Raw genomic sequence first — 24,059 nt, forward strand, 5'->3', positions numbered from 1 at the left:
CATGGGTGAGATTGTAGATATCATTTTAGGGCTGATTTTGGGAGCGATATTAATGTATTGGGTCTATTCCCTGTTCCGCAAAAAGAAGAGCAAGGAAATTACCCAACAACAGTCTACCGTTATTCTGAACAAGATTCGAAGTGTTTGTAGATTGGTGTCCGTTGAAGGGGATTTTGCCGAAATCTATCATTACGAAAATACCAAAGATCGTTTTATGAGCCTGTTCCGAAGTAAAAAAAAGGCACTGATCGTGATCAAGGCCAAGGCCCATATCGGATACGACCTGAACAAATTGAATATGCGGGCGGACAATGATCGAAAACGAATCATTCTAAGCCATTTTCCAGAACCGGAAGTGTTGTCCATTGAACCCGACCTGCAGTTTTACGATATCAAAAATGGAATTTTCAATAGCTTTTCGCCTACAGATTTGACCAACTTGAATCAAGAGGCCAAAGAGCACATCAAACAGAAAATACCAGAAAGCGGATTGATGGAAACGGCCAAGAATGAAGCCATGCAGGCTGTTTTGGTCGTGGAAAAAATAGTGGAGACCATCGGTTGGACCTTGGATTACTCCGCTTTGGAACTGTCGGTCACCGAACAACAATCTTTAGAACCCTAATTATGAAAACCAAAATGTTTACCCTACTTCTGGTAGGAATGATATCCGTTATGAGCAACGCACAAGAATCCGATAAAACCACGTTTGACCACACTTTTGCGCACGTGGTCTATTTTTGGTTCAAGAATCCCGATAGTCAAGCCGCCCGGGATACCTTCGAGGCATCGTTGACCAAGTTCTTGAACAATTCCCAATATGCGAAGACCAAATTTATTGGCAGACCGCCAAAGGCGATCCGTGATGTAGTGGATGATTCGTTTACCTACTCGTTGATTCTTTCATTTGAATCTGCCGAAGACCAAGCTGCCTATCAAGAGGAACCACCGCACAAGGTGTTCATTGAGGAGTGCCAAGATCTTTGGGAAAAAGTGATCGTATACGACTCGCAGGGCATACCACAATGAATGTAGAAGAACTTCGCGAACTGTGTATCTCCAAAAAGGGAGTAACGGAGGAATTTCCCTTTGACGAAAGTACTTTGGTGTTTAAAGTGATGGGAAAAATGTTTGCGCTCGTGGCTTTGGAGCGGCTGCCACCCCAGTGCAATCTGAAGTGCGACCCCGAAAGGTCCGAGGAACTTCGCGAGACTTATGATGGCGCTATTGTGCCGGGTTATCACATGAGCAAAAAGCATTGGAACACTCTGTTTTTGGAACAACTCCCACCACAATTGATCAAGGATCTGGTCAACCACTCCTATGAGCTGGTCGCATCGGGATTGACCAAAAAGCTTCAACAAGAGCTACACAATTTAGACTGATAGGGGATGCAGGATTTAAAAGATTTTTATACGTCGCGGCGGAAGCATTTCCAGCAGGAACTTCAACAGGTGAAAAAGCAATTGGGCCTATTGGCCACGTTGCGATTATCCATTTTTGTGGGTATGGCATTTGGAGTGTATTTGCTTTGGGGAAATGTTTTCATTTTTGTGATGTTGCCTTTGGGCATAGCGCTCTTTTTGTATTTGGTGACCCGTTTTAGCAATGTAAAGCGGCACAAGGAATACCTGGAACGTCTTATAGCTATCAATAACACTGAATTGGATATTTTGGACCGCAAGTTTCATCACTTGCCGGACGGGAAGACCTTTTTGCAGCTCGACCATCCCTATGCACAAGATCTTGACCTATTTGGTAGGGGTTCCTTTTTTCAGTACGCTAACCGAACTGTTTTGGTGCAGGGCACGGAAGTATTTTCCCATTTGTTATTGGACGGTCATCCAAAGGATTTGATCAAAAAACAGGAGGCCATTAAGGAGTTGGCGCAATTGCCCGAGTGGCGACAACACTTCTCCGCTTTGGCAGGCGAGACCCGACCCAAAATCTCTCCCGATGTGGTTTCTGATTGGATGAAAAACCACCAACCTTTTATGCCCAAATGGGCAGGATTCGTGCCTCCAGTTTTTGTGCTGCTTTCCATTTTGGTGATTGCTTTGGCCGTTTTGGGCAAAGTGCCCGAAAGCTTGGTACTGTTCTGGTACCTTTTGGGTGTTGGCATGGTGGGTCGCTTTGCGAAGCGGATTTTGGGGTTCACGGCAAAGGCATCCGAGGCACAGGATACCATCCAGCAGCATCAACGGTTGATTTCCGAACTGGAAGACCGGTCGTTCAAGTCAGAATTGCTACAAGAACTTCAGCAAAGACTGGAAGTAAAGGGAGAACGGACGTCCAACATCTTAAAGCGTTTTTCGCAAAAGGTGACCATGCTGGAACAACAATTCAACCTGATCATCTCCATGTTTGCCCAAGGTCTTGGTATGTACAGTATCTATTATGCCTTTCAAGTGGAATCGTGGATAACAAAGTACGGCCACGAAGTGGAAGGTTGGTTTGCCGCCATTGCACAGTTCGATGCCTACATCACCTTGGGTACCTATGCCTTTAACCATCCCGATCACACTTACCCGATTTTGGTAGAGGGAGAAACGGTCTTGAGCGGAAAACAGGTCGGTCATCCGTTGGTGGACCCCAAAAAGAACGTTCTCAACGACTTTGACATCGGGAAGGGACGCTTTTGCATTGTAACAGGAGCCAATATGGCCGGGAAAAGTACTTTTTTACGTGCTGTAGGCTTACAGATTGTGATGGCCAACATGGGCTTGCCCGTAAAAGGGAAAGAAGTAAGGTACCACCCAGTTCGTTTGCTTACCAGCATGCGCTCAGCTGATTCGCTGGCCGATGAGACTTCTTATTTTTATGCCGAGCTCAAACGTCTAAAATATATTGTAGAAGAACTGGAGAAGGACAACTGCTTTGTGATTTTAGACGAAATCCTAAAGGGCACCAATAGTGTCGATAAGGCCGAAGGTTCCAAAAAGTTTGTGGAGCGGTTGGTGCGAAACGGGTCCACAGGGATGGTAGCCACCCACGATTTGAGTCTATGCACCTTGGCCAACGACCTTCCAGAGGTAGAAAACCGCTATTTTGATGCTCAGATCGTAAACGGGGAACTGTTTTTTGATTATCAGTTCAAGGAAGGGGTTTGCCAAAACATGAATGCTTCCTTCTTGCTCAAAAATATGGGAATCGTGGATTAAAGCCCCTTCACCTGCACATTATGAAAGCTATCGGCTTGCAAGCGAAGTAATTCCTCTGCCTTTTGTTTCTTATAGCGGTACAGCTCTTCCTCATTTTTGATATCGGCATAGATTTGCTGGTTGATTTCCCCATCGGTGGACAATAACAGTTTACGCTGTTCCACTTTTTGGGTCACCCAAGTAGCGACGACACTTTCTTGTTCTTCAAACTTGTAATCGTACTCGCCTTTAGGTGCCAACAATTTGGCGATGATAGGTGCTGTTTCAATGGCCAAAAACAATAAAAAAATGAAAAAGGATGGAAACCAGGGCAATTTCCCAAGTGCATTGATGCGCGCCATCAGACCATCAAACCCATCGATAATGGGTTGTGAATTGGCAACTGCGGTATCGTAATCGGTTTGTAGGGCCGCAATCTGGGCCTCAATGTTTTCAATTTTTTCACCGTTGGTCGTCTTCAAGGTATTGAGTTCAGCAAGGGCAGCGTCGTGCTTTTCCCGCTTTTCCTTATACACTGGGCCTTTTCCCAACAGACCCGTTCCAGCAGTGCCTTCGGCTTCGGAAATATAGGTATCGTAGAGTGCATTGGTCTCTGCTTCTTTGGTCGCAATTTCATTTTTGAGATTGGCAATATCCTGATTCAGGCTTTCAATTTTAGGAGTGTACTGCAAGGCCAATTGTTCCTTGTTGTTCAAGGTCATGGCATTCTTTTCTTCCAATAAAACCTGATTGATTTCCTTTTCAAAAATCTTCATTTCCAACGGTTTGGAAATCACCACGGCAATAATCAGGGCCAGCACAATCCGAGGAGCTGCCTGAAGCAATTCTCCCTTAAAATTGTCCCTCTTCTTGATGGTGGAAACAATATATCGGTCTAAATTGAAAATGAGCAAGCCCCAAATCAACCCAAAGAAAATGGAAGTATACACATTGTCAAAAACCGTGTAAAGGGCATAGCCTGAGGCAATAAATGCCATAACGGCCGTAAAGAATACGGTGGCACCTATGCCTGCGTACTTGTTGCGTTCCCCGTTGGAACAAGAGTCTAAAATGTGGGTATCCGCTCCGGAGCAGAAAATGAAAAAGCGTTGTAACATATCGTGTTCTCTTTGATTGATAGGGTATTAGAACGTGATTTTGGGTAATTTGTTACATTAAAAGCCCCAAAATAGGGGCTTTTAACAGTTTTTATGCCGTGAGCTTAGTTATCGATGACTTAGGGTTCTGTGGATAGGTTTACAACAGGGTTGGCTCCATCGGCGTCCATGGTAAGCATGGATATAAATTGTTTTTTTTGAACCACTTCAAGGGCTTTTTTACTGGATATCTTTTTTCCGTTCAAGGTAAAGCTTGCCCCTTTGGCAACCATTTTCTTCACGTGCTCAATGGGTTTTGGTGGTGCTGGGGGCGCAGGAGGCATAGGTGCCGGGGTTTCGGTCGCTTTTATGCTTTTAGGTGGCGCAGGAGGGGTTGGAGGAGTAGTAGCGTCCGGCGCTGGTGGTGGCGGTGGGAAATTCGGGAAAGGTTCCGCATCCGCTCGTTGTTTTTTGGACATTTTGGCATATATTTCCTTTAACCGCATCACTTCCTTCTTTTGGATCACCATGTGGTCACGGTCCATATCGTTATATTTTTTGGCCAGAGCATTGTATTCCTTCATTTCTTCTCGCGTAGCACTTTGTTGCGTTTGCAATCCATGGTCTACTACCGTCATTTTTTTGGTATTCAACAGGGTCGTTGTTGAGGTCACCGGAACATGTTCTTTGAATTGGGCTTTGTCCATAACTACCTCTTCCGCGGCGATTTCAATGGCGGTAATGCCCGTTGTTTTAATTGCTTTGGATAACTCCAATAACAAATCGTAATGTAAAGGCTGAAGCGAATTGATTTCAACCTTCGTTTCTTGGGCTTCGTGGTTTTGCAGATAGTCTTGGAGCAGGGTTTTTGGAACTTCATTTAAATGGACAGTTCTATTTCCCAAGGCTACCATGCCGTTTTCAAGAAGGTTTACTGTGATGATTTGCTCAAAGGTCCCTCCTTTTTCAATTTGACGATGTTCACTGAACCCGAATAACAATAGGGCCGTAAGTGGCAGAAGCAAAAAGCTTCGCAGTACAAATGATTTTTTTGATGTGTTTGTTTTCATGACTGTAAAACGTTTTTTGATTGATGAATAATTAATGGCATTTGCGATGCCGACCGACTGATGATGTTCAATGCCCTTGGATAAGTACGACAGGATTGTTTTTTGATAGTGTGATTGGTCACGTGTTTTATGGATCACCGCTTGGTCAGCCAAAAACTCATGGTTCAGCTTAATGGATGATTTAAAAAAGTAAATCAGGGGATTGAACCAAAAGATGACTTGGGCGATTTCAACAAGAAGAATGTCCCAACTATGTCGCTGACGGGCGTGTGTCTCTTCGTGCAGCAATACTTCTTCTGGAATATTTTTGGCTTCGAATTGGTGTTGGTTCAAAAAAATGAAGTTCAAAAATGTATGCGGTGGAAGGGATTGATTCAAAAGCACCTTGGTCACAAAATTTTCCTTGAACTTAGGGTTCTTTTTGATGCGTAAACGTATTTGGAACAGATTTGCAATAAAGCGAAGTCCAAATCCAATAACTCCTAATCCATAAACAAGCCACAACAAAAGTTGCCAATCAAAAACTGAAGCCTGAGGAATGGGTTGTGCCTTAAAGCCATCAGAAAAGGGGTCTGTATTCGAAGAAATTGCATTGGTTACGGGTTCGACCGCATCAATATATTCGATAAATACCAAATTGGGAATTATAAAGGAAGCGATGAGCGCCCCCAACAAAAAGAACCGTTTAAATTGGTGTACGCTTTCCTTTTCCAGCAATACTTTGTAGAAAATCAGAAAAACGATCAGGCAGGCCGTAGATTTTAAGATAAAGGTGAGCATCATTACTTCTTTTTGATTTCGTTGTCTATCAATTTTTTTAACTCCTCCAATTCTTCCTTGCTCAAATTGGTCTCTTGGGCAAAGAACGATGCAAATTGAGTGGCGCTATCATTAAAAAAGTTTTTGATGAGTCCGTTCACTTGCTTCGAAAAATAGTCTTTCTTCTTCACCAACGGGTAATATTCCCTGCTTCTTCCAATACTGTTATAGGCAATAAAACCTTTGTCCGATATGCGCTTAAGAAGAGTGGCCACCGTTGTGGTGGCAGGTTTGGGCTCGGGGTAGGCGTCCAATATATCCTTCATGTAGGCCTTTTTAAGTTTCCAAACAATGTTCATTAGCTCTTCTTCGGATTTTGACAGCTGCATTTTGGTCTTTTTATCATTCGTTGTTCTACAAACATAGAACAAAAATTGATATTCTACAAATGTAGAGTTGATTTTGTTCGGTTTTGATGCTGTTATGTGCCTTAAGTTACTGACCAAGAGAGATTAGGGTGGTACATTTATAGTATTAAATCAAGCAATCATGAAAACCACAGTAGTCATTGGCGGAAATTTTGCAGGAATGACCGCCGCATTGGAAATCAAAAGAAAAGGGAAAAAGGACCATAAGGTCTTGGTCATCGACAAATCGCCGTTGTTCCTATTTGTTCCCTCGTTGATCTGGGTACCGTTTGGAAGACGGGAAATCAAAGATATTTCGTTTAGAAAGGATACTATACTTGAAAAGAAGGGGGTTGATTTTGTGCAAGCCGAAGCGCTACACGTAGACCCTGAGGCCCAAGTAGTGTATACCAGTAAAGGTGATTTTGCCTACGACCATCTGGTGATTGCCACTGGCCCCAAAGTAAAGTACGATGTTGCTCCTGGAGTTCAGGAACATGCACACTATATTGGCACACCCAACGGCGCCATGAAAACAAGACAAGCGTTGGAGGAATTCAAGAAAAACCCCGGCCCCATCGTTATTGGTGCCACCCAAAATGCGGGTTGTATGGGAGCTGCCTATGAGTTTTTGTTCAATGTGGAAAAATGGTTGAGGGAACAAAAAATCAGAAAAAAGGTTGACTTGTATTGGATTACTCCTGAAACTTTCTTGGGTCACTTTGGTATTGATGGCATCACCGGAGGTGAGACCATGCTCAAATCCTTCATGAAAATGTTCCACATTCATTACAGAACGGAAGTAGGGGTGAAGGAAGTTACCGAAGACAGTGTAATATTAACTTCGGATGAGGTGTTGCCCAGCAAATTCACTATGTTGATGCCTCCATTTGTAGGGGTCGACTTTGTGGTCAATTCCCCAAAATTGGAAGCAACGGCTGCAGGATATCTCCCCGTAGGCGATGATTACCGACACTTGAAATATCCAAATATCTGGTCCGCAGGAATCGCTGTGGATGTAAAATTGCCCTTTAAACCCGGAAAGGTACCCTTTTCTGGTCCCAAAACAGGTTACCCATCCGATGAAACCGGTAAAATTGTGGCCGAGAATATCATTAGGGTCACTAAAGGCAAGGATAAGTTGAAGAAGAAAGCATGGGGAAAAATCCCAGGTATATGTGTGATGGATGCCGGTAAAAAAGAAGTGATCATTATCAGTGATCACTTGTTCAAGCCACGGAACTTTGCCATCATGATTCCCAACATATTTTATGACTTCAATAAGGTGTTGTTCGAGAAATATTTCCTTTGGAAAACCAAACATGGATATTCGCAATTACCTTAAAAAAGTAGACATTCACTAAGCCTAGAGGCCGTCTAAAAACTGGTACTATTTGAACTGACAGGTAAACAGCTTTTTAGACGGCCTCTTGTACTAGCGGACGTTCAAAAACACTTCTACAGAAAAGTGATAAGTTTGCAGCCATTATAAAAATAACGGCCATGACGGTTTTGGAACAATTACAGGAGCGAAGCGGGAATACCTGCGAATTATGTGGGTCAACAGAAAAATTAATGGTGTATGAAGTTCCTCCTGTGTCCACGGGTGGCGTGGATGGGAGTCTTTTGGCCTGTAATACTTGTCTTCACCAAATAGAAAACCCCGATGGTGTGGATCCCAATCATTGGCGTTGCCTTAACGATAGCATGTGGAGCGAACACGACGCCGTAAAAGTGGTTGCATGGCGCATGCTGAACCGTTTGAAGTCTGAAGGATGGCCCCAAGACCTTTTGGGTATGATGTATTTGGATGATACAACGTTGGAATGGGCCAAAGCTACTGGCGACGGACAGGATGAAAGCGAGAAAGTGGTCCACAGGGACGTGAATGGCAACATCCTTGAAAATGGGGACAGTGTTGTGTTGGTAAAAGACCTAAAAGTAAAAGGTTCCAGCATGGTCGCAAAACAGGGAACCGCCGTAAGACGGATTTCCCTGGATCACGAAAATGCCGAATATATTGAAGGCAAAGTAGATGGTCAGCACATTGTGCTTGTGACCAAATACGTAAAAAAGATCTAGCCCTTCATTTCAGTATAATATTTGTAGAAGTAGGGTATGGTTTCAATACCCTTTAAAAAGTTCCAAACACCAAAATGCTCATTGGGGGAGTGGATGGCATCGCTGTCCAATCCAAAGCCCAAAAGAATGGTTTTGCTGTCAAAAACGTTCTCAAACAATGCTACAATGGGAATGCTTCCGCCAGTTCGTTGAGGAACGGGAGTTTTGCCAAAAGTGGTTTCCATCGCTTTGGAAGCCGCTTGGTAGCCATCACTTTCAATAGGAGTAACATAAGCCTGACCACCATGGTGCGGGGTCACTTTTACCTTCACACTTTTTGGGGCCAAGGATGTAAAATGTTTGGTGAACAAATCGGTAATCTCGTGCCAATCTTGGTCCGGAACCAGACGCATGGAAATTTTGGCGTAGGCCTTGCTGGCAATGACCGTCTTTGCGCCTTCCCCAGTATAGCCTCCCCAGATACCGTTCACATCCAACGTAGGTCGGATGCCAAATCGTTCGGGTGTGGAGAATCCTTTTTCCCCGTGAACATCACCGATGTCCAACGATTTTTTATAGGCTTCCAGATCAAAGGGGGCTTTGGCCATTTCGGCGCGTTCCTCTTCGGAAATCACCTGTACCTTGTCATAAAAGCCAGGAATGGTGATATGATTGTTTTCATCATGTAGCTGTGCAATCATTTTGGCCAGCACGTTGATCGGGTTGGGTGCTGCCCCACCATAAATTCCGGAGTGCAGATCGCGGTTGGCCCCGGTCACTTCCACTTCCACGTAGCTCAGTCCACGTAGCCCTGTGGTGATGGAAGGGGTATCGTTGGCTATCATACCAGTATCGGAAATCAGGATGATGTCATTTTTGAGCTTGTCACTGTTTTCCTTTAGGAAATCTCCCAAACTATCGCTGCCCACTTCTTCCTCGCCCTCGATCATAAACTTAACGTTGCAGGGCAAGGTGTTCTTTTGGATCATATACTCCACCGCTTTCACGTGCATAAAAAATTGCCCTTTGTCATCACAGGCACCTCGGGCAAAAATGGCCCCATCCGGGTGCAGTTCGGTTTTTTTGATGACAGGCTCAAAAGGTGGGGAGTCCCACAGATGAATGGGGTCTGGGGGTTGCACGTCATAATGTCCGTACACGAGAACAGTGGGTAAATTGGGATTTATGATTTTATCGCCATATACGACCGGATACCCTTTGGTCTCACATATCTCCGTATTGTCGCAACCTGCATCGTCCAATGATTTTTTTACCACTTTGGCAGCTTCCAAAACATCATTTTTATAGGCTTTGTCGGCACTGATGGAGGGGATTTTTAAGAGGTCGATCAACTCGTTTATAAATCTGTCCTTGTTGGCACTGATGTAATTTGTTATGTCTTTCATAAATGGTTTTAAAAGGACCCTAAAAGTACAAAAAACAAGTTTTTAAAGGGGGTGCGTTTGCAAATCGGAAAATTGATTTATATTTGCACTCCAATTCGCGGGTGTGGTGGAATTGGTAGACACGCTAGACTTAGGATCTAGTGCCGCAAGGCGTGGGGGTTCGACTCCCTTCACCCGCACAGAAAGCTCTTCAGGTTCTGAGGAGCTTTTTTTGTTTGCAAAATTTTGAATGCTCACCTTCAATTAGGAATGTCGCAAACTCTTGTGGTTGGATAGTAGCGCTCCCTGTTCCTTTATCCACCATATTCTTTAGTTAGTATTTGACATTGAATTCCTTACATCAATTTGGGATGGAAAAGGCTTATGGTGTGGGGTTGTTGTAAAGGTGGTTCGATTGGATTGACAATTATCAAAAAAAGATAGGGCGGCTCTAAAATTATAACCAGTATTTTGTTAAAATCCGAGAATATTACTAAATTCAATTCAGAAAGGTACAGAATACATCTAGGTTTTATGCTGAAATTTTTTGGCAACTGTTGTAAAGAATTTCTACAATAAAAATTTGCAATTTCAGTTTTACTAAAGACTAAATGTTGATATTTATCAATTTTTTGACAGTCACCTAAAACCACAACGAAACTAAAAACTTAATTGACCAACGGACTATGTACAAGGAAATATATCTGGTCGACGACGAAGACCTCGTGAATACAGTGAATGCGATTCATTTCAGACGAATGGGACTTGAGGAAAGGGTAAAGAGTTTTACCAATCCAGAACTAGCCTTGGATGACCTTCGCTACCGGGACAACCCCAACGTAAAAACACTTATCTTATTGGATATCAACATGCCGGAAATGAGCGGATTCGAATTTTTGGAATTTATGATGCTCGAGGATTTTCCGGAGACCAATGAGGTGCTCTTGGTGACTTCTTCCGAATCGGAAGCCGATAAGGAGGAAGCCGACAAATATGGAAAGTATGTGAAGGAGTTTATCACCAAACCCCTTCGCATTGAGCATTTGGAGGATTATCTCCAAAGTGCCAATAAATAGTTTCCCGATATTTTTCGGAAATAGGGCTGGTTTTTATTCTCAAAACAATTACCGTTGAAACAGAAGAACGCTTTTATTCAAAATAAAGTTGAAATTGTTGAGGATAGGGAGGACGTGGTATGGGCCATGGACAGGGACTACAGACTCACTGCTTTCAACACCTGTTTCAAAAATCAATTGAAAGAAAAGGGCCTGGGCGATGCCCAAAGAGGTATGGACCTTAGGCAGGTATATCAATCCGATTGTTTTTTTAACCCCTGTGAGCAAGGCTGCCAAAGGGCCCTAGATCGTTATGCCACAACTTCAAGGCATACCTTCGAGACCGAGGGAAAAATCGTGGTGCACGAATTTGCCTTCCAGCCCTTTATGGACAGTGCTGGCGAAGTGGTCGGTTGTTCTATTTGGCAAAAGGACATCACCGAAGAAGTTGAGAACAATTACAGATTACGCGAAAGTGAACGCAAGTACCGAGAGGCCCAAGAAGTGGCCAATATTGGACATTGGTATTGGGATATGCGGGAGGACCAAATCGCTTGGTCCAACCAATTATACCGAATCTTTGAACAGGAACCCGGAAAATTTGACGCTACTTTCGATGCCCTTTCGGAGATTATCCACCCGGACGACCGACAAGCTTTTGTTGATGATGTTGAGAATTGCATCAAGAACAATGAAATGCACGATATTACCCATAGGATTGTTGTGGGAGACGGTGAAGTCCGATATGTGCACCAAAAGGGAAGAGCTTACTATGATGAAAACGGCAAGCCCAAATCCATGTCAGGGACCACCCAAGATGTCACCAATGCGGTGTTGGCCAATCAACAGATAGTAGAGCAAAACCACGAACTACAGAATTTTGTGCGGATTATTTCACATAATTTGCGCGGACCCATCTCCAACCTCCTCATGTTATCCAAAATTTACGAATGGGGCAAGGATGAAATGAATGATGACATTGTCCGAAAAATAGAACATACTACCGAAGCATTAGATCAAACCATCAAAGACCTTAACCTCTCATTGTCCTTGAAAGCGGCCGATAAGGAGCAGTTTAGGGAGGTGCCCCTTAGGGAGGTAATGAAGGATGTGGATGGATTGCTATCTGAGGAAATTAGCAGGAGTAAAGCTTCCGTGGAAACGGATTTTTCCAATGCGAGCTCGATATTTGGTACCAAGAGCTATGTGGTGAATATTTTTTACAATCTTATCCTCAACGCCATTCACTATGCCAAAGAACATGTTCCTCCCGTTATAAAAGTCACCACACAAACAATTCCCGAAGGCATGGTTATCCAATTCTCCGATAATGGCATTGGAATGGAGCTTACTCCAGAGCGGGAACGCAAAATCTTTGATATGTATGGCAGGCTTAGCGGTGCCACCGAAGGCAAGGGCTTTGGGCTGTACTTGGTAAAGACCCAAGTGGAGGCCATGGAAGGCAAAATCCGTGTTGAAAGTGAAAAGGACGTGGGGACTACCTTTACAATCAGTTTCCCTTTACCATCTTGATGCCCTAAAAGGGTAACCGGCTCAAATCTACATTTCCGCCAGAGATAATAATGCCTATTTCCTTAGCCTTGAATTTCTCCTTTTCGCGAAAAACCGCTGCCAATGCCACGGCACAAGAAGGTTCGCATACTATTTTAAGCCGTTCCCAAAGCAATCGCATGGATTGGATGATTTCATCCTCGGTCACCCTAATAATTTCTTCCACATGCTTTTGGATGATGGGAAAGTTCCTGTCGCCCAGTTGTGTCTTAAGTCCATCAGCGATGGTATTGGTGGTAGAATTGGTCTCAATTTGTCCGCTTTGCAAGGACCGATAGGCATCATCCACTTCAAACGGTTCTCCGCCAACAGTTTTACATTGATTCCCGAAGTAATGGGCCGCAAGGGCAGTTCCGGCAATCAATCCGCCACCGCCAACAGGGGTGACCACATAATCCAGGTTCGGATGCAGTTCCAACAACTCCTTACAGGCCGTGCCTTGGCCTAAAATCACATGGTCATCATTCGAAGGATGGATAAAGGTGGCTCCATGTTTTTCTACGATTTCTTGCGAGGTACGTTCCCGAGCTTCCAAGGTCGATTCACATTCCACCAAAACCCCACCATACCCTTTTACGGCATCCTTTTTCACTTGGGGAGCGGAATCGGGCATCACAATATAGGCCGTTACGCCCAAGCTTTGGGCAGAAAGGGATAGGGCCTGTGCAAAGTTGCCCGAGGAGTGTGTTACCACGCCATTTTGTTTTTGTTCGTCCGAAAGCTGCATAATGGCATTGGCGGCCCCGCGCATTTTAAAGGCACCCATTCGTTGGAAGTTTTCACACTTAAAAAAAAGATGGGCACCTGCCATCTCGTTGATAAGGCGAGATGTGAGTACAGGGGTGTTGTGGATAAAGGGTTTTATCCGCTCGTGGCAGTCAATCAAATGTTGTTTGTCCATAGGTTACCTTTCGTTCTTTATGCAGGAAAACAGTTAAGAACGATAAAGATACTACAGGAAGCTTAATTGTGCGACTGCACCTCTTCCTCTTCTTCCTTGGCCTTGGCCGAAATGCCTTCCATGCCCAGTTCTGGAATCACCAACAAAGGAATTTGGGTGTGGAACGCCGTGCGCTTGACAATGGGCTCCCGGGTCATTTTCTCCATATAGCTGTGCTGGTAATTGAGCATGGCCAGGAGATGGATGCCCAATTCTTGGGAAAATGTTTCCAAGGTATGGGAAACCGAATTGAGTTCGGAAACCGTGTGCACATAATGCTCTACACCGTTCAAATAGCGGCGTAGCATGTTCAGGTTGAATTGTTGCAGTTCCGTTAAGGCCTTAATGCCATATTGCACGTGGACAATTCTGATGGTAGCCTTGAACATTTTTGCCATTTCCAAAATAGGCTCCAATTCCGAAGAAGTGTAGAATCGATTAAAATCGGTGGCAAATGCAATTTCGGAAGGTGTTACATATTCAAAGTGATAGGGAATGGCCAAAACGGGGCATTTTTTGGTGGATTTTATGATCCGTACCGTATTGCTGCCCATAAAAACCTCGTCTACGCCCGAAGCGCCCTTGGTTCCCGTAATCACCATGTGGATGCCAAAGGTCTCCACAATATCCTTTACCTCCTCCACCAAAAGATTGAAGGAGGAAATGGTCTCAAAACTATGGTTGGGATTGCCGTATTTGGATTTGATTTTTTTTACTGTTTTATCCAAACCTCGTTCAGAATTCTCCCGTACCGCATCCACAATACGTACTCCATCAATCATTTTCGCCATAAATCTGCTGCTCGGAATAACCGGGGTATAGGTGTTGAGCAGATAGAATGTACAACGCCTGTTACGGAACAATTGCATGGCATAATCAATGGCATTCCATGCATTTTCCGAAAAATCCGTAGGTATTAATATCTTTTGCATCTGACTAAGATTTACGATGCGATAAAATTAGACCTAAGGGACAGGGGATACTATGACAAAAGTCAGGTTTGGAAAAATGGTCTAAAAACCTTCGACCATTTCAAGAAGTTTTTGCTGGTTTTTGATACCTATTTTTTTGCCCGAAGTGTGTATGAGGCCTTTCTTTTTGAACTCAGAAATGATTCGGATGGCCGATTCGGTAGCGGTTCCAACCACATTGGAAATATCCTCTCTGGAAAGGGTAAGTGCCAAAAATCCATCCGCATCTTCGCCAAAATTGTTCTGAAGGTACAGAAAGGCTTCGGCCATACGTTGCTTTACGGTTTTTTGGGAGATATTGACGATAACATCGTCGGCCTCCTTTAGATCGTGTGCCATGTGCCGTAACACCTCTAGCGTAAAGTTTGGATTTTTTTGAAGGGTATTGTTAATGCTCTCCTTTGGGATAAAGCAAACCTCCATGTCTTCCACTGCAATGGCGGAAAGGTTGGCACTCTCTTCGGAGACTACCGACCGTTGGCCCAACACTTCGCCCTTGCTGGCCAATTTTACGATCTGGTCCTTGCCGTTGGCACTGAGCTTGGAAAGTTTGGAAACCCCATTGCGAACGCAATAGACACCATTGAGTTTTTCGCCCTCTTCAAAAATGGGCTGTCCTTTTTTAATGGTCTTGGTCGTTTTGGAATCGGAGACCTGTTTCAACTCCTCTTTGCTCATGGCCCTGAGGGAGTTAAATTGTCGGATGATACAATTTTCACACCTGCTTTCCATACTGTTGGGTTTACCTGATGAGGCAAATTTAATGGACAAAGATTTATTGGTAACTGATAAATATCATATTTTTAAGAGGAAGAGTATTACAATTTTGCGTCAGGTAAAGCAAATGTGAAATGGCAGATTCGACCTGTTATCATTGTGGAGATCAATGCGGTAGCCGCAGCGTGCAGTTTGATGATAAGGATTTTTGTTGCAATGGTTGCAAAACCGTTTATGAAATCTTTACATCGAACGGCCTGTCCACCTTTTATGAAATCGAGAGCAAGGCGGGGACCACACCAAACGAGATCAGACAGAAATATGATTTTTTGGACAACCAAGAAATCGTAGAGCGATTGGTGGAGTTCAATGAAGAAGGGGTGCAGGTGGTAAGCCTTAGCATTCCCACCATTCATTGCAGTTCCTGTATTTGGGTCTTGGAAAACCTGAACAAACTGCATCCCGCTATATCCGTTTCACAAGTCGACTTTCCAAAGAAGACCATTCGGGTCACCTATAAAACTGCAGATTTTTCCTTGAAGGCGCTAGCGCTTTTATTGGGAAGCATTGGGTACGAGCCTTATATTTCTTTAGAGGAATACAATAAAAAAGGGAAAAAGGTCGATCGTTCCTTAATATATAAATTAGGGGTAGCCGGATTTGCCTTTGGCAATGTGATGCTGTTTTCCTTTCCCGAGTATTTTGAGGTGGAGGAGTTTTGGTTGGACCAATATAAGCATGTGTTCCGCTGGTTGATGTTTGCCTTTTCCCTTCCCGTCGTGTTTTATGCGTCGCAGGATTATTTTATTTCCGCCTACAAAGGCATTCGTTCCAAATTGTTGAATATTGACGTGCCGATCGCTTTGGGGATACTGGTACTTTTTTTAAGGAGTACCGCCGATATCATGTTCGATTTGGGTTCCGGTTTTTTTGATAGCCTAACAGGACTGGTGTTCTTTTTGTTGTTGGGCAAATTTTTTCAGCAGAAGACTTACGCCTATCTGTCGTTTGAACGGGATTACAAATCCTATTTTCCGATTGCCGTAACCCGTTTGAAGAAGAATGGGGAAGAAGAAAATATCCAAATCTACAATATCGAGGTAGGTGACAGGGTGCTGATCCGTAGCCAAGAGATCATTCCTGTGGATTGTATCCTGATCAAAGGAACGGCCGAAATCGATTACAGCTTCGTAACCGGAGAATCGGAACCTGTCTTTAAGGAATCGGGAGAGAAACTGTTCGCCGGTGGCAAGCAGCTTTCAGGTGTCTTGGAGGTGGAAGTGCTCAAATCGGTCTCCCAAAGTTATTTGACACAACTCTGGGGCAACTCTATATTCTCCAAGGATAAGGCCAGTCATTTCCAGACCCTTACCGATAGTATTGGCAAACGCTTTACCATTGCGGTGCTGAGCATTGCCACCATATCCACGCTGTTCTGGTTGATTTTTGACCCAAGCCTGGCCTTAAACGTATTTACCTCGGTGTTGATCATTGCCTGTCCCTGTGCCATTGCTTTGGCAGCCCCATTTACCTTGGGCAATATGCTTCGCATTTTTGGCAGATACAAGTTTTACCTGAAGAATACCAATGTAATTGAACGCTTGGCCAAAATTGATACGGCGATTTTTGACAAAACAGGAACGCTTACCACCAACCAAAAGGATACCATACACTATGAAGGTATGGAACTCACAGAAGAGGAAACCGCACTTTTAAAAACGACCCTACGGGCGTCCAACCATCCCCTGAGCCGATCACTTTATAATATTTTAAAGTCCAATGCCATCATGACTTTGAAAGAGTTCCAAGAACATACTGGAAAAGGGATTGAGGGTAAATACAACCAACACTCCATCAAAGTAGGATCTGCATCTTATGTAGGAGAAAAAACATCAAATGCCATTGCGAACACCTCGGTCTATATCAGTGCCGATGAAGATGTGAAGGGACGGTTTGTGTTCAAGAATACCTATCGAGAGGGGATGAGCGACATATTTGAAGAACTGTCCAGTGATTTGGAACTGGGCATTCTTTCGGGGGATAATGCCGGTGAAAGAGGGCAATTGGAGAAAGTGTTGCCGACGAAAACAAGGATGATGTTCGATCAAAAGCCCGAGGATAAGTTGGAATACATCAAAACGCTACAAGAAAAACACAAAGTGTTGATGGTAGGCGACGGCTTGAACGATGCCGGTGCCCTTGCACAAAGTGATGTAGGCTTGGCAGTTTCAGAAAACATCAACGTGTTTTCGCCCGCTTGTGATGGAATTTTGGATGCCAGCCAATTGAGGCTGCTTCCTAAGTTCTTGCAACTGTCCAGAAAGTCCATTCGGGTAATCAAATTGAGTTTCTTGCTCTCGCTCTGTTACAACGTGGTCGGCTTGTATTTTGCCGTAACCGGGCAGTTACAGCCAGTAATTGCAGCTATTTTAATGCCTTTGAGCTCCATTAGTATAGTGGTGTTCACCACATTGGCCACCAATTATCTCGGTAAAGAATTAAAAAATCAAGAAAGCTGATATATGTCATTTTCTGAAGAATACCATCACAGTAGTTTTACACCTAAATTCAGGCAGGTATGAGTGTTATTTATGTGTTGTTGGCCATAAGCATTACGGTGGCCGTAGTCTTTTTTATAGCCTTTGTTTTTTCGGTAAAAAGCGGACAGTACGATGATACCTATACCCCATCGGTAAGAATGTTGTTTGAAGATGAGGTAATCAGGAACAAGGATAAATCAAACTCAAATAAAAAGGAAATCAAACAAACTAAAAGTACAAACCAATAAATATGGAAATACAACAGTTCCGTTACGATAACAAAATCGTACAAAAGTTCTTATACGCCACCATACTTTGGGGCGTGGTGGGTATGGCAGTAGGCCTTTTGCTGGCCTTTATGTTTTTGTTCCCTAATGTTACAGAAGGTATCTCTTGGTTGAGCTTTGGACGCTTGCGCCCATTGCACACCAATGCCGTGATCTTCGCATTTGTGGGAAATGCCATTTTTGCAGGGGTATATTACTCGCTGCAACGCTTGCTTAAAGCTAGAATGTTCAGTGATGTCCTGAGCAACATCAACTTCTGGGGTTGGCAATTGATCATTGTCGCCGCGGCGTTGACCTTGCCCTTGGGCTACACGACCTCCAAGGAATACGCCGAATTGGAATGGCCCATAGATTTGGCCATTGCAGTAGTATGGGTAGTTTTTGGTTGGAACATGATAGGTACCATCTTAAAAAGACGGCAAAGACACCTATACGTAGCAATTTGGTTCTACTTGGCCACCTTTGTTACGGTAGCGGTGTTGCACATCTTCAACAGTTTGGAGTTACCGGTAACCGCTTTAAAAAGTTACTCGGTGTACGCTGGTGTTCAGGATGCGTTGGTACAATGGTGGTACGGTCACAATGCGGTAGCATTTTTCTTGACCACGCCTTTCTTGGGGTTGATGTACTACTTCGTGCCCAAAGCGGCGAACCGTCCCATATATTCCTATAGATTGTCCATCGTCCACTTCTGGTCGTTGATATTCATCTATATCTGGGCAGGTCCTCACCACTTGTTGTATTCCGCATTGCCCGATTGGGCTCAGAACCTTGGAGTGGTATTCTCCGTAATGTTGATCGCTCCATCTTGGGGTGGTATGATCAACGGTCTGTTGACGCTTCGTGGGGTATGGGACAAAGTGCGTACCGATGCTACGTTGAAATTTATGGTAGTGGCCATTACCGGTTATGGTATGGCAACCTTTGAGGGTCCCATGCTTTCCTTGAAAAACGTAAATGCCATTGCGCACTTTAGTGATTGGATCATTGCACACGTGCACGTGGGCGCCTTGGCTTGGAACGGATTCTTAACCTTTGGTATGATCTATTGGTTAGTGCCCCGAATGTTCAAGACCGAACTGCACTCCAAAGGCTTGGCCAACTTCCATTTCTGGATCGGAACCTTGGGTATCGTATTGTATGCGCTGCCCATGTATGTGGCCGGATTTACCCAGGCACTTATGTGGAAAGAGTTCAACCCCGATGGCACCTTGGTATACGGTAACTTCTTGGAGACCGTAACCCAGATTATCCCTATGTACTGGATGAGGGCCATAGGAGGTTCCTTGTACATCTTGGGTATGTTCGTACTGTTGTACAACGTAGTTATGACAATCAAGGCAGGCAGCAAAGTTGAGGATGAAGCTGCAGAAGCCCCGGCTTTGGAGCGTGTCGCCAAACGAAGAGTGGCAGGGGAGACCTTCCACAACTGGTTGGAAAGAAAACCGGTACAGTTGACGATTTTGGCTACCGTAGCGATTCTAATCGGAGGTATCGTTCAGATTATCCCAACTATCTTGGTGAAATCCAATATCCCGACCATTACCAGTGTGAAACCCTATACGCCTTTGGAACTGGAAGGCCGAGACCTTTATATTAGGGAAGGTTGCGTGGGTTGCCACTCACAAATGATACGTCCGTTCCGAAGTGAGGTGGAGCGCTACGGCGAGTATGCCAAAGCAGGGGAATTCGTGTACGATCACCCATTCCTATGGGGTAGTAAGCGTACAGGCCCCGACTTGTTGCGGGTTGGAGGCAAATACTCCGATAGCTGGCACCTGAACCATATGTACGACCCACAAAGTACCTCGGCAGGTTCCATCATGCCATCCTATCAATGGTTGGTCACCGACGAGCACGATCGTAGCGATGTAGAGGCTAAAATGGAAGCCATGGTACAACTGGGGGTTCCCTATACCGAAGAGGACATCGCCAATGCCCAACAATCCATGGCCGAGCAGGCAGAGGAAATCGAAAAGAGTCTTTATACAGACCCAGAATTCGAAAGGACCTATGAGGCGGACAAGAAATACGCCCAAGAAAACGGATTGGATTTTGTGGAAATGCGAGACCGTGAAATCGTGGCCTTGATAGCTTACTTACAGCGATTGGGTACCGATATCAAGATTGTTGATACAGCTGAAAAATAGAAAAAATCATGAATCAAGAGTCAAGAACCAAGACGCCACTAAAACAGACTTCCAAGTCTTGTGTCTTGATTCTTGCATCTAAAATCTAACATAACCATGTTGAAATTTGTAAAAGAACATATGGAAACCATCGATGGGATAGCCAACTATCCCATGGTTTCCCTGCTCATCTTCTTTGTATTTTTCGTTCTATTGTTCTGGTGGGTCTTCACGGCTACCAAAGAGCACATAAGGGAGATGTCCGAATTGCCACTGGAAAACGAAGATCAACCAAACAAACTATAATATTATGAGCACAAAAACACCTTGGTGGATAAGAGTCCCGTTCCTATTCTTCCTAATCTTCGGATTGATGGAATTCTTTATAGACTCAGGGGACAAACCAGCAATCATAGAATATCCCATCACACAGTTTTTTATGCTGTTGGTGTTGATGATCCTTATTGCGATCGAACTGATCTTGGCTTCCATTGAAAACATTATGTTCCAAACCCTTTCAGAAGAAGGCAAGGAACGTTATCTGGAAACCAAGAGCAAGAAATATGAATGGACATGGGCCAAAAACCTCATGGAAAGACTAACGCGTAGCCGCTCCATAGAGCGTGAGGGCGAAATTGTCCTTGATCATAATTACGATGGTATCCGCGAGTTGGACAATGTATTGCCTCCTTGGTGGGTGTACCTGTTCTATGCGACCATAGTTTTTGGAGTGGTGTATTTGGTACGTTTCCATGTAATTGGTGATTACGACCAGAAATTGGAATATGAGCAAGAAGTAGCCGCAGCGCAACAGGCCATAGAGGAATACAAAAGAACGGCCAAGGATTTGGTCGACGCCAGCACCGTGGAGTTCCTTTCGAATGAGTCGGATTTGGCAGCGGGTGAGAAAATATTCGAGTCCAATTGCGTAGCCTGTCACATGGCAGATGGAGGCGGTGGAATCGGCCCCAACCTAACCGATAAATATTGGATTTTGGGCGGTGGTATCAAAAATATCTTTACCACCATTTCCGAAGGTGGACGCGATGGCAAGGGTATGGTCGCTTGGAAGCAGACCTTAAAGCCGGCCGAAATGGCCCAGGTTGCCAGTTATGTGATGACCTTGGGAGGAACAACACCTGCCAATCCAAAGGAACCTGAAGGAGAAATATGGGTAGACCCCAATGCTCCTGAAGATGCCAATGGTACCGAATCTGAAACCGAAGAAACTGCACCGGCAGAAATGGGGCAGGCTACAGATTCAACAGAAGTTGCCATGAACTAGTCCCGTTGGGACACCCGGCAACCAAATATTATCCATAAACCACAAATGCGATGGAAGAGAATTTTAGGGATTCCATAGGCACAATCACACAAGAAGGTAAAAGGAACTGGATTTTTCCTAAGAAACCCAGCGGAAGGTACTATGATTACCGAAAGTATGTTAGTTACTTTCTGCTGATTTTCTTGATTGCAGCTCCCTTTGTCAAAATCAATGGGCATCAATTTTTGCTGTTCAATGTGCTGGACCGACGGTTCAATATTTTTGGACTTCCGTTTTGGCCACAAGATTTTCATTTGGTAGTGGTGTCGATGATCATTGGAGTGATTTTCATCGCACTCTTTACGGTGGCTTATGGCCGTATTTTTTGTGGGTGGATGTGTCCCCAGACGATTTTTCTGGAAATGGTCTTCCGCCGGATAGAGTATTGGATCGATGGGGATAGGGGTGCTCAAATGCGATTGGCCAAGGCGCCTTGGACAGGTAAAAAGCTGAGGAAAAGATTGCTGAAGTGGTTCATCTTCTTTGTCATCTCCTTCTTTATAGCCAATATATTTTTGGCCTATTTGATCGGAAGCGACCAGTTGTTGGCCTACATTACCGATGGGCCCATGGCCCACTTGGGAACCATGATTCCCTTGTTGATTTTCACTGGAGTGTTCTATTTCATTTTTGCGTGGTTCAGAGAGCAGGTATGCATCATTGCATGTCCTTATGGACGATTACAGGGCGTGCTCTTGGATGATAAATCCATTGTTGTGGCCTACGACCACAAACGTGGAGAGGGTGAAAATGGCCGGAAAAAGTTCAGAAAAAATGAGGATAGGGAAGCACTTGGACATGGTGACTGTATTGATTGCCTGCAATGTGTAAATGTATGTCCCACGGGGATTGATATCCGCAACGGAACACAGTTGGAATGCGTAAACTGTACTGCCTGTATTGATGAGTGCGACCATATTATGGAAAGTATCGATAAACCCAAAGGGTTGATCAGATACGCCAGCGAGGACGAAATAACCAATAAGAACAAATTTAAGTTCACCGCCCGTATGAAGGGATACACTGCCGTGCTCGTGGTTTTGATAGGAGTTTTGGTGGGAATGTTGTTCATGCGGAACGAGGTCGAGGCAAACGTATTAAGGTTGCCTGGACAGTTGTACGAGCGGAAGGCGGACAATATCATCAGCAATGTGTATACCTATAAATTGGTGAACAAAACCACGAAGGATATCGAAAATGTGTCCTTTAAGCTTATGTCTCACAATGGAGAAATCAAAATGGTGTCACAGGATACATTCACAGTCCCAGCTGAAGAACTTGCGGAGGGAACGCTCTTTATAGAGATCAACGCATCCGCACTCAATGGGGATAAAGATCAACTCGAAATTGGTGTTTACAGCGGAGAAAAACTCATAGAAACTACGGTGACACAGTTTTTGGCACCGAGAAGTTATAATTAAAAAAAGAAATCGATGAAAATCAATTGGGGAACCGGAATCGTATTGGCATTTATAGGCTTCATAGGCTTTATCCTGTACTTTGTGGTACGCATGAGTACCGATGACAGGGCCAACCACGATTTGGTTACGGAAGAATACTATAAAAAAGAGCTGACCTATCAAAAACAGATAGACGCTTCAAAAACGGCGACTGAAATGGGTGCCAACCTTACCGTTGAAAAAACGGACGAGGGTTTGGTCATTTCTTTTCCGGAACGTTTCGACCCCAAAAAAATAAGTGGAACAGTGTCCCTATACAGACCGTCTAACAAGCACTTGGATACTAACTTTCCTATAAGTTTGTCCAATACACATTTGCTCATACCTGACAATCGCTTGGTGGACGGTCGCTGGGACATTTCCATAGACTGGAATTACGAAGGTAACTCCTTTTTACATAAAGAAAAACTGGTGTACTGATCATGTTGACCTCTGCTTTGGTTCTGGGACTTTTGGGAAGTCTGCACTGTTTGGGCATGTGCGGACCCATAGCTTTTATGTTGCCTTTGGACCATAGCAACACCGTGAAAAAGACCACACAGCTCTCCATTTACCATTTGGGCAGATTATTGGCCTACGGAATCATAGGGGTGCTATTTGGATTGTTGGGCAAGGGATTGGCCTTGTTTGGGATACAACAAAAGCTCTCTATCGGGATAGGTCTGCTCATGATTGTCTTGGTATTGGTTCCTGCAAAATATTTGAACGGGCATAAGCTTTTAACGCCCATTTATTCGATAATTGGTAAGGTGAAATCCAAACTTGGGGCCGAATTGAAAAAGAAAACACCGGACACTTTTTTGACCATTGGATTCCTGAACGGGTTTTTGCCCTGTGGTTTGGTGTATATGGCCCTTTTGGGCGCTGTAGCTATGGGCAACGCTATGGAGGGAGGTCTTTATATGATGATTTTCGGCCTGGGAACCGTCCCGTTAATGTCTGTCGTAGTCTATTCCAAAGGAATGATCAGAGGTGCCATTAAAGCTAAAATTCAAAAATTGATACCGGTATTTGTGGTGATCATAGGTATTTTGTTTATTATACGTGGACTTGGATTGGGAATCCCTTATGTTTCCCCCAAGGCGGCCCCTGCGGATGCAGTAACGGCGACCATAGAATGCCATCAACCCTAAAAAATCAAATCC

Annotated in this window: 23 protein-coding genes and 1 tRNA gene; 17 read left to right on the forward strand and 7 right to left on the reverse strand. The window is 44.2% G+C overall.

Features of this window, described 5'->3' with window-relative positions; genetic code table 11:
* The first annotated feature begins 1 nt into the window (after window position 1).
* Genes RBB12_RS08600 through RBB12_RS08615 form a run of 4 tightly spaced genes read left to right on the forward strand, consistent with a single transcriptional unit; the run spans window position 2 to window position 3,161 of the window.
* Entirely contained in the window at window positions 2-625 is a 624-nt protein-coding gene (locus RBB12_RS08600) for a DUF4230 domain-containing protein (protein ID WP_306013770.1), read from the forward strand.
* 2 nt (window positions 626-627) lie between these two features.
* A complete protein-coding gene (locus tag RBB12_RS08605) occupies window positions 628-1,029 on the forward strand; it encodes a Dabb family protein (protein WP_306013769.1) in 402 nt (133 codons plus the stop codon).
* Window positions 1,026-1,385 (forward strand): MmcQ/YjbR family DNA-binding protein, encoded by a 360-nt coding sequence (locus RBB12_RS08610; RefSeq protein ID WP_306013768.1) that lies wholly within the window; start codon window positions 1,026-1,028, stop codon window positions 1,383-1,385. The genes RBB12_RS08605 and RBB12_RS08610 overlap by 4 nt, the downstream gene beginning before the upstream one ends.
* 6 nt (window positions 1,386-1,391) lie before the next feature.
* Window positions 1,392-3,161: a MutS-related protein gene (locus tag RBB12_RS08615; protein ID WP_306013767.1), complete on the forward strand. Its 1,770-nt coding sequence runs from the start codon at window positions 1,392-1,394 to the stop codon at window positions 3,159-3,161.
* On the opposite strand, the gene RBB12_RS08620 is transcribed toward RBB12_RS08615, so the two are convergent.
* The 3 genes from RBB12_RS08620 to RBB12_RS08630 form a co-directional block, all read right to left on the reverse strand.
* Complete coding sequence (locus tag RBB12_RS08620; protein WP_306013766.1) at window positions 3,158-4,258, reverse strand: DUF4407 domain-containing protein; 1,101 nt, start codon at window positions 4,256-4,258, stop codon at window positions 3,158-3,160. The genes RBB12_RS08615 and RBB12_RS08620 overlap by 4 nt on opposite strands.
* Window positions 4,259-4,377: 119 nt before the next feature.
* A complete protein-coding gene (locus RBB12_RS08625) occupies window positions 4,378-6,090 on the reverse strand; it encodes a M56 family metallopeptidase (protein ID WP_306013764.1) in 1,713 nt (570 codons plus the stop codon).
* Window positions 6,090-6,455: a BlaI/MecI/CopY family transcriptional regulator gene (locus RBB12_RS08630; protein ID WP_179383589.1), complete on the reverse strand. Its 366-nt coding sequence runs from the start codon at window positions 6,453-6,455 to the stop codon at window positions 6,090-6,092. Before RBB12_RS08630 ends, RBB12_RS08625 begins: the two co-directional genes overlap by 1 nt.
* 160 nt (window positions 6,456-6,615) lie before the next feature.
* On the opposite strand from RBB12_RS08630, the gene RBB12_RS08635 reads away from it, so the two are divergent.
* Window positions 6,616-7,818 (forward strand): NAD(P)/FAD-dependent oxidoreductase, encoded by a 1,203-nt coding sequence (locus RBB12_RS08635; RefSeq protein WP_306013763.1) that lies wholly within the window; start codon window positions 6,616-6,618, stop codon window positions 7,816-7,818.
* A gap of 158 nt (window positions 7,819-7,976) precedes the next feature.
* Window positions 7,977-8,555, forward strand: coding sequence for a PhnA domain-containing protein (locus tag RBB12_RS08640; RefSeq protein ID WP_306013762.1), 579 nt, complete (start codon window positions 7,977-7,979; stop codon window positions 8,553-8,555).
* Here RBB12_RS08640 and RBB12_RS08645 read toward each other — a convergent pair.
* A complete protein-coding gene (locus RBB12_RS08645; protein ID WP_306013761.1) occupies window positions 8,552-9,940 on the reverse strand; it encodes a dipeptidase in 1,389 nt (462 codons plus the stop codon). The two genes, RBB12_RS08640 and RBB12_RS08645, sit on opposite strands and share 4 nt — an antisense overlap.
* A gap of 97 nt (window positions 9,941-10,037) precedes the next feature.
* Here RBB12_RS08645 and RBB12_RS08650 point away from each other — a divergent pair.
* From RBB12_RS08650 to RBB12_RS08660, 3 genes are all read left to right on the forward strand, one after another.
* A tRNA-Leu gene (locus tag RBB12_RS08650) sits at window positions 10,038-10,119 on the forward strand.
* A 486-nt stretch (window positions 10,120-10,605) separates the two neighbouring features.
* Window positions 10,606-10,995, forward strand: coding sequence for a response regulator (locus RBB12_RS08655; RefSeq protein ID WP_179383593.1), 390 nt, complete (start codon window positions 10,606-10,608; stop codon window positions 10,993-10,995).
* Window positions 10,996-11,049: 54 nt separating this feature from the next.
* Window positions 11,050-12,507, forward strand: coding sequence for a sensor histidine kinase (locus RBB12_RS08660; protein ID WP_306013759.1), 1,458 nt, complete (start codon window positions 11,050-11,052; stop codon window positions 12,505-12,507).
* Window positions 12,508-12,511: 4 nt separating this feature from the next.
* On the opposite strand, the gene RBB12_RS08665 is transcribed toward RBB12_RS08660, so the two are convergent.
* The 3 genes from RBB12_RS08665 to RBB12_RS08675 form a co-directional block, all read right to left on the reverse strand.
* Window positions 12,512-13,447, reverse strand: a complete 936-nt coding sequence (locus RBB12_RS08665; RefSeq protein ID WP_306013758.1) for a pyridoxal-phosphate dependent enzyme — start codon at window positions 13,445-13,447, stop codon at window positions 12,512-12,514.
* Between the two features lie 62 nt (window positions 13,448-13,509).
* Window positions 13,510-14,418, reverse strand: a complete 909-nt coding sequence (locus RBB12_RS08670) for a universal stress protein (protein WP_179383596.1) — start codon at window positions 14,416-14,418, stop codon at window positions 13,510-13,512.
* Window positions 14,419-14,499: 81 nt separating this feature from the next.
* Window positions 14,500-15,189 (reverse strand): Crp/Fnr family transcriptional regulator, encoded by a 690-nt coding sequence (locus RBB12_RS08675; protein WP_179383597.1) that lies wholly within the window; start codon window positions 15,187-15,189, stop codon window positions 14,500-14,502.
* Window positions 15,190-15,308: 119 nt separating this feature from the next.
* Between RBB12_RS08675 and RBB12_RS08680 the strand changes: the two genes are divergently transcribed.
* From RBB12_RS08680 to RBB12_RS08715, 8 genes are all read left to right on the forward strand, one after another.
* Complete coding sequence (locus tag RBB12_RS08680) at window positions 15,309-17,693, forward strand: heavy metal translocating P-type ATPase metal-binding domain-containing protein (protein ID WP_306013756.1); 2,385 nt, start codon at window positions 15,309-15,311, stop codon at window positions 17,691-17,693.
* Window positions 17,694-17,752: 59 nt separating this feature from the next.
* Window positions 17,753-17,962, forward strand: a complete 210-nt coding sequence (gene ccoS / locus RBB12_RS08685; RefSeq protein WP_179383599.1) for a cbb3-type cytochrome oxidase assembly protein CcoS — start codon at window positions 17,753-17,755, stop codon at window positions 17,960-17,962.
* 2 nt (window positions 17,963-17,964) lie between these two features.
* Window positions 17,965-20,151 carry a cytochrome-c oxidase, cbb3-type subunit I gene (gene ccoN, locus RBB12_RS08690; RefSeq protein WP_293287337.1) on the forward strand — a complete coding sequence of 729 codons (2,187 nt, stop codon included), beginning with the start codon at window positions 17,965-17,967 and terminating at the stop codon, window positions 20,149-20,151.
* 96 nt (window positions 20,152-20,247) lie between these two features.
* Window positions 20,248-20,436: a CcoQ/FixQ family Cbb3-type cytochrome c oxidase assembly chaperone gene (locus tag RBB12_RS08695; RefSeq protein ID WP_179383601.1), complete on the forward strand. Its 189-nt coding sequence runs from the start codon at window positions 20,248-20,250 to the stop codon at window positions 20,434-20,436.
* A gap of 4 nt (window positions 20,437-20,440) precedes the next feature.
* A complete protein-coding gene (locus RBB12_RS08700) occupies window positions 20,441-21,415 on the forward strand; it encodes a cbb3-type cytochrome c oxidase N-terminal domain-containing protein (RefSeq protein ID WP_179383602.1) in 975 nt (324 codons plus the stop codon).
* A 50-nt stretch (window positions 21,416-21,465) separates the two neighbouring features.
* Window positions 21,466-22,875 (forward strand): cytochrome c oxidase accessory protein CcoG, encoded by a 1,410-nt coding sequence (gene ccoG / locus RBB12_RS08705; RefSeq protein ID WP_179383603.1) that lies wholly within the window; start codon window positions 21,466-21,468, stop codon window positions 22,873-22,875.
* Between the two features lie 12 nt (window positions 22,876-22,887).
* Window positions 22,888-23,334 carry a FixH family protein gene (locus RBB12_RS08710; protein ID WP_293287333.1) on the forward strand — a complete coding sequence of 149 codons (447 nt, stop codon included), beginning with the start codon at window positions 22,888-22,890 and terminating at the stop codon, window positions 23,332-23,334.
* A 2-nt stretch (window positions 23,335-23,336) separates the two neighbouring features.
* Window positions 23,337-24,047 (forward strand): sulfite exporter TauE/SafE family protein, encoded by a 711-nt coding sequence (locus tag RBB12_RS08715; RefSeq protein ID WP_293287331.1) that lies wholly within the window; start codon window positions 23,337-23,339, stop codon window positions 24,045-24,047.
* Window positions 24,048-24,059 lie beyond the last annotated feature (12 nt).

The organism is Allomuricauda sp. MMSF_3307 (assembly GCF_030733585.1).
In the GTDB taxonomy this organism is placed as follows: Bacteria; Bacteroidota; Bacteroidia; order Flavobacteriales; family Flavobacteriaceae; genus Flagellimonas.

Excerpts from the sequence above, each read along its gene's own strand:
- RBB12_RS08600 (WP_306013770.1), top strand. The coding sequence starts at position 2 with ATGGGTGAGATTGTAGATATCATTTTAGGGCTGATTTTGGGAGCGATA.
- RBB12_RS08605 (WP_306013769.1), top strand. The coding sequence starts at position 628 with ATGAAAACCAAAATGTTTACCCTACTTCTGGTAGGAATGATATCCGTT.
- RBB12_RS08610 (WP_306013768.1), top strand. The coding sequence starts at position 1,026 with ATGAATGTAGAAGAACTTCGCGAACTGTGTATCTCCAAAAAGGGAGTA.
- RBB12_RS08615 (WP_306013767.1), top strand. The coding sequence starts at position 1,392 with ATGCAGGATTTAAAAGATTTTTATACGTCGCGGCGGAAGCATTTCCAG.
- RBB12_RS08620 (WP_306013766.1), bottom strand. The coding sequence starts at position 4,258 with ATGTTACAACGCTTTTTCATTTTCTGCTCCGGAGCGGATACCCACATT.
- RBB12_RS08625 (WP_306013764.1), bottom strand. The coding sequence starts at position 6,090 with ATGATGCTCACCTTTATCTTAAAATCTACGGCCTGCCTGATCGTTTTT.
- RBB12_RS08630 (WP_179383589.1), bottom strand. The coding sequence starts at position 6,455 with ATGCAGCTGTCAAAATCCGAAGAAGAGCTAATGAACATTGTTTGGAAA.
- RBB12_RS08635 (WP_306013763.1), top strand. The coding sequence starts at position 6,616 with ATGAAAACCACAGTAGTCATTGGCGGAAATTTTGCAGGAATGACCGCC.
- RBB12_RS08640 (WP_306013762.1), top strand. The coding sequence starts at position 7,977 with ATGACGGTTTTGGAACAATTACAGGAGCGAAGCGGGAATACCTGCGAA.
- RBB12_RS08645 (WP_306013761.1), bottom strand. The coding sequence starts at position 9,940 with ATGAAAGACATAACAAATTACATCAGTGCCAACAAGGACAGATTTATA.
- RBB12_RS08655 (WP_179383593.1), top strand. The coding sequence starts at position 10,606 with ATGTACAAGGAAATATATCTGGTCGACGACGAAGACCTCGTGAATACA.
- RBB12_RS08665 (WP_306013758.1), bottom strand. The coding sequence starts at position 13,447 with ATGGACAAACAACATTTGATTGACTGCCACGAGCGGATAAAACCCTTT.
- RBB12_RS08670 (WP_179383596.1), bottom strand. The coding sequence starts at position 14,418 with ATGCAAAAGATATTAATACCTACGGATTTTTCGGAAAATGCATGGAAT.
- RBB12_RS08675 (WP_179383597.1), bottom strand. The coding sequence starts at position 15,189 with ATGGAAAGCAGGTGTGAAAATTGTATCATCCGACAATTTAACTCCCTC.
- RBB12_RS08680 (WP_306013756.1), top strand. The coding sequence starts at position 15,309 with ATGGCAGATTCGACCTGTTATCATTGTGGAGATCAATGCGGTAGCCGC.
- ccoS (WP_179383599.1), top strand. The coding sequence starts at position 17,753 with ATGAGTGTTATTTATGTGTTGTTGGCCATAAGCATTACGGTGGCCGTA.
- ccoN (WP_293287337.1), top strand. The coding sequence starts at position 17,965 with ATGGAAATACAACAGTTCCGTTACGATAACAAAATCGTACAAAAGTTC.
- RBB12_RS08695 (WP_179383601.1), top strand. The coding sequence starts at position 20,248 with ATGTTGAAATTTGTAAAAGAACATATGGAAACCATCGATGGGATAGCC.
- RBB12_RS08700 (WP_179383602.1), top strand. The coding sequence starts at position 20,441 with ATGAGCACAAAAACACCTTGGTGGATAAGAGTCCCGTTCCTATTCTTC.
- ccoG (WP_179383603.1), top strand. The coding sequence starts at position 21,466 with ATGGAAGAGAATTTTAGGGATTCCATAGGCACAATCACACAAGAAGGT.
- RBB12_RS08710 (WP_293287333.1), top strand. The coding sequence starts at position 22,888 with ATGAAAATCAATTGGGGAACCGGAATCGTATTGGCATTTATAGGCTTC.
- RBB12_RS08715 (WP_293287331.1), top strand. The coding sequence starts at position 23,337 with ATGTTGACCTCTGCTTTGGTTCTGGGACTTTTGGGAAGTCTGCACTGT.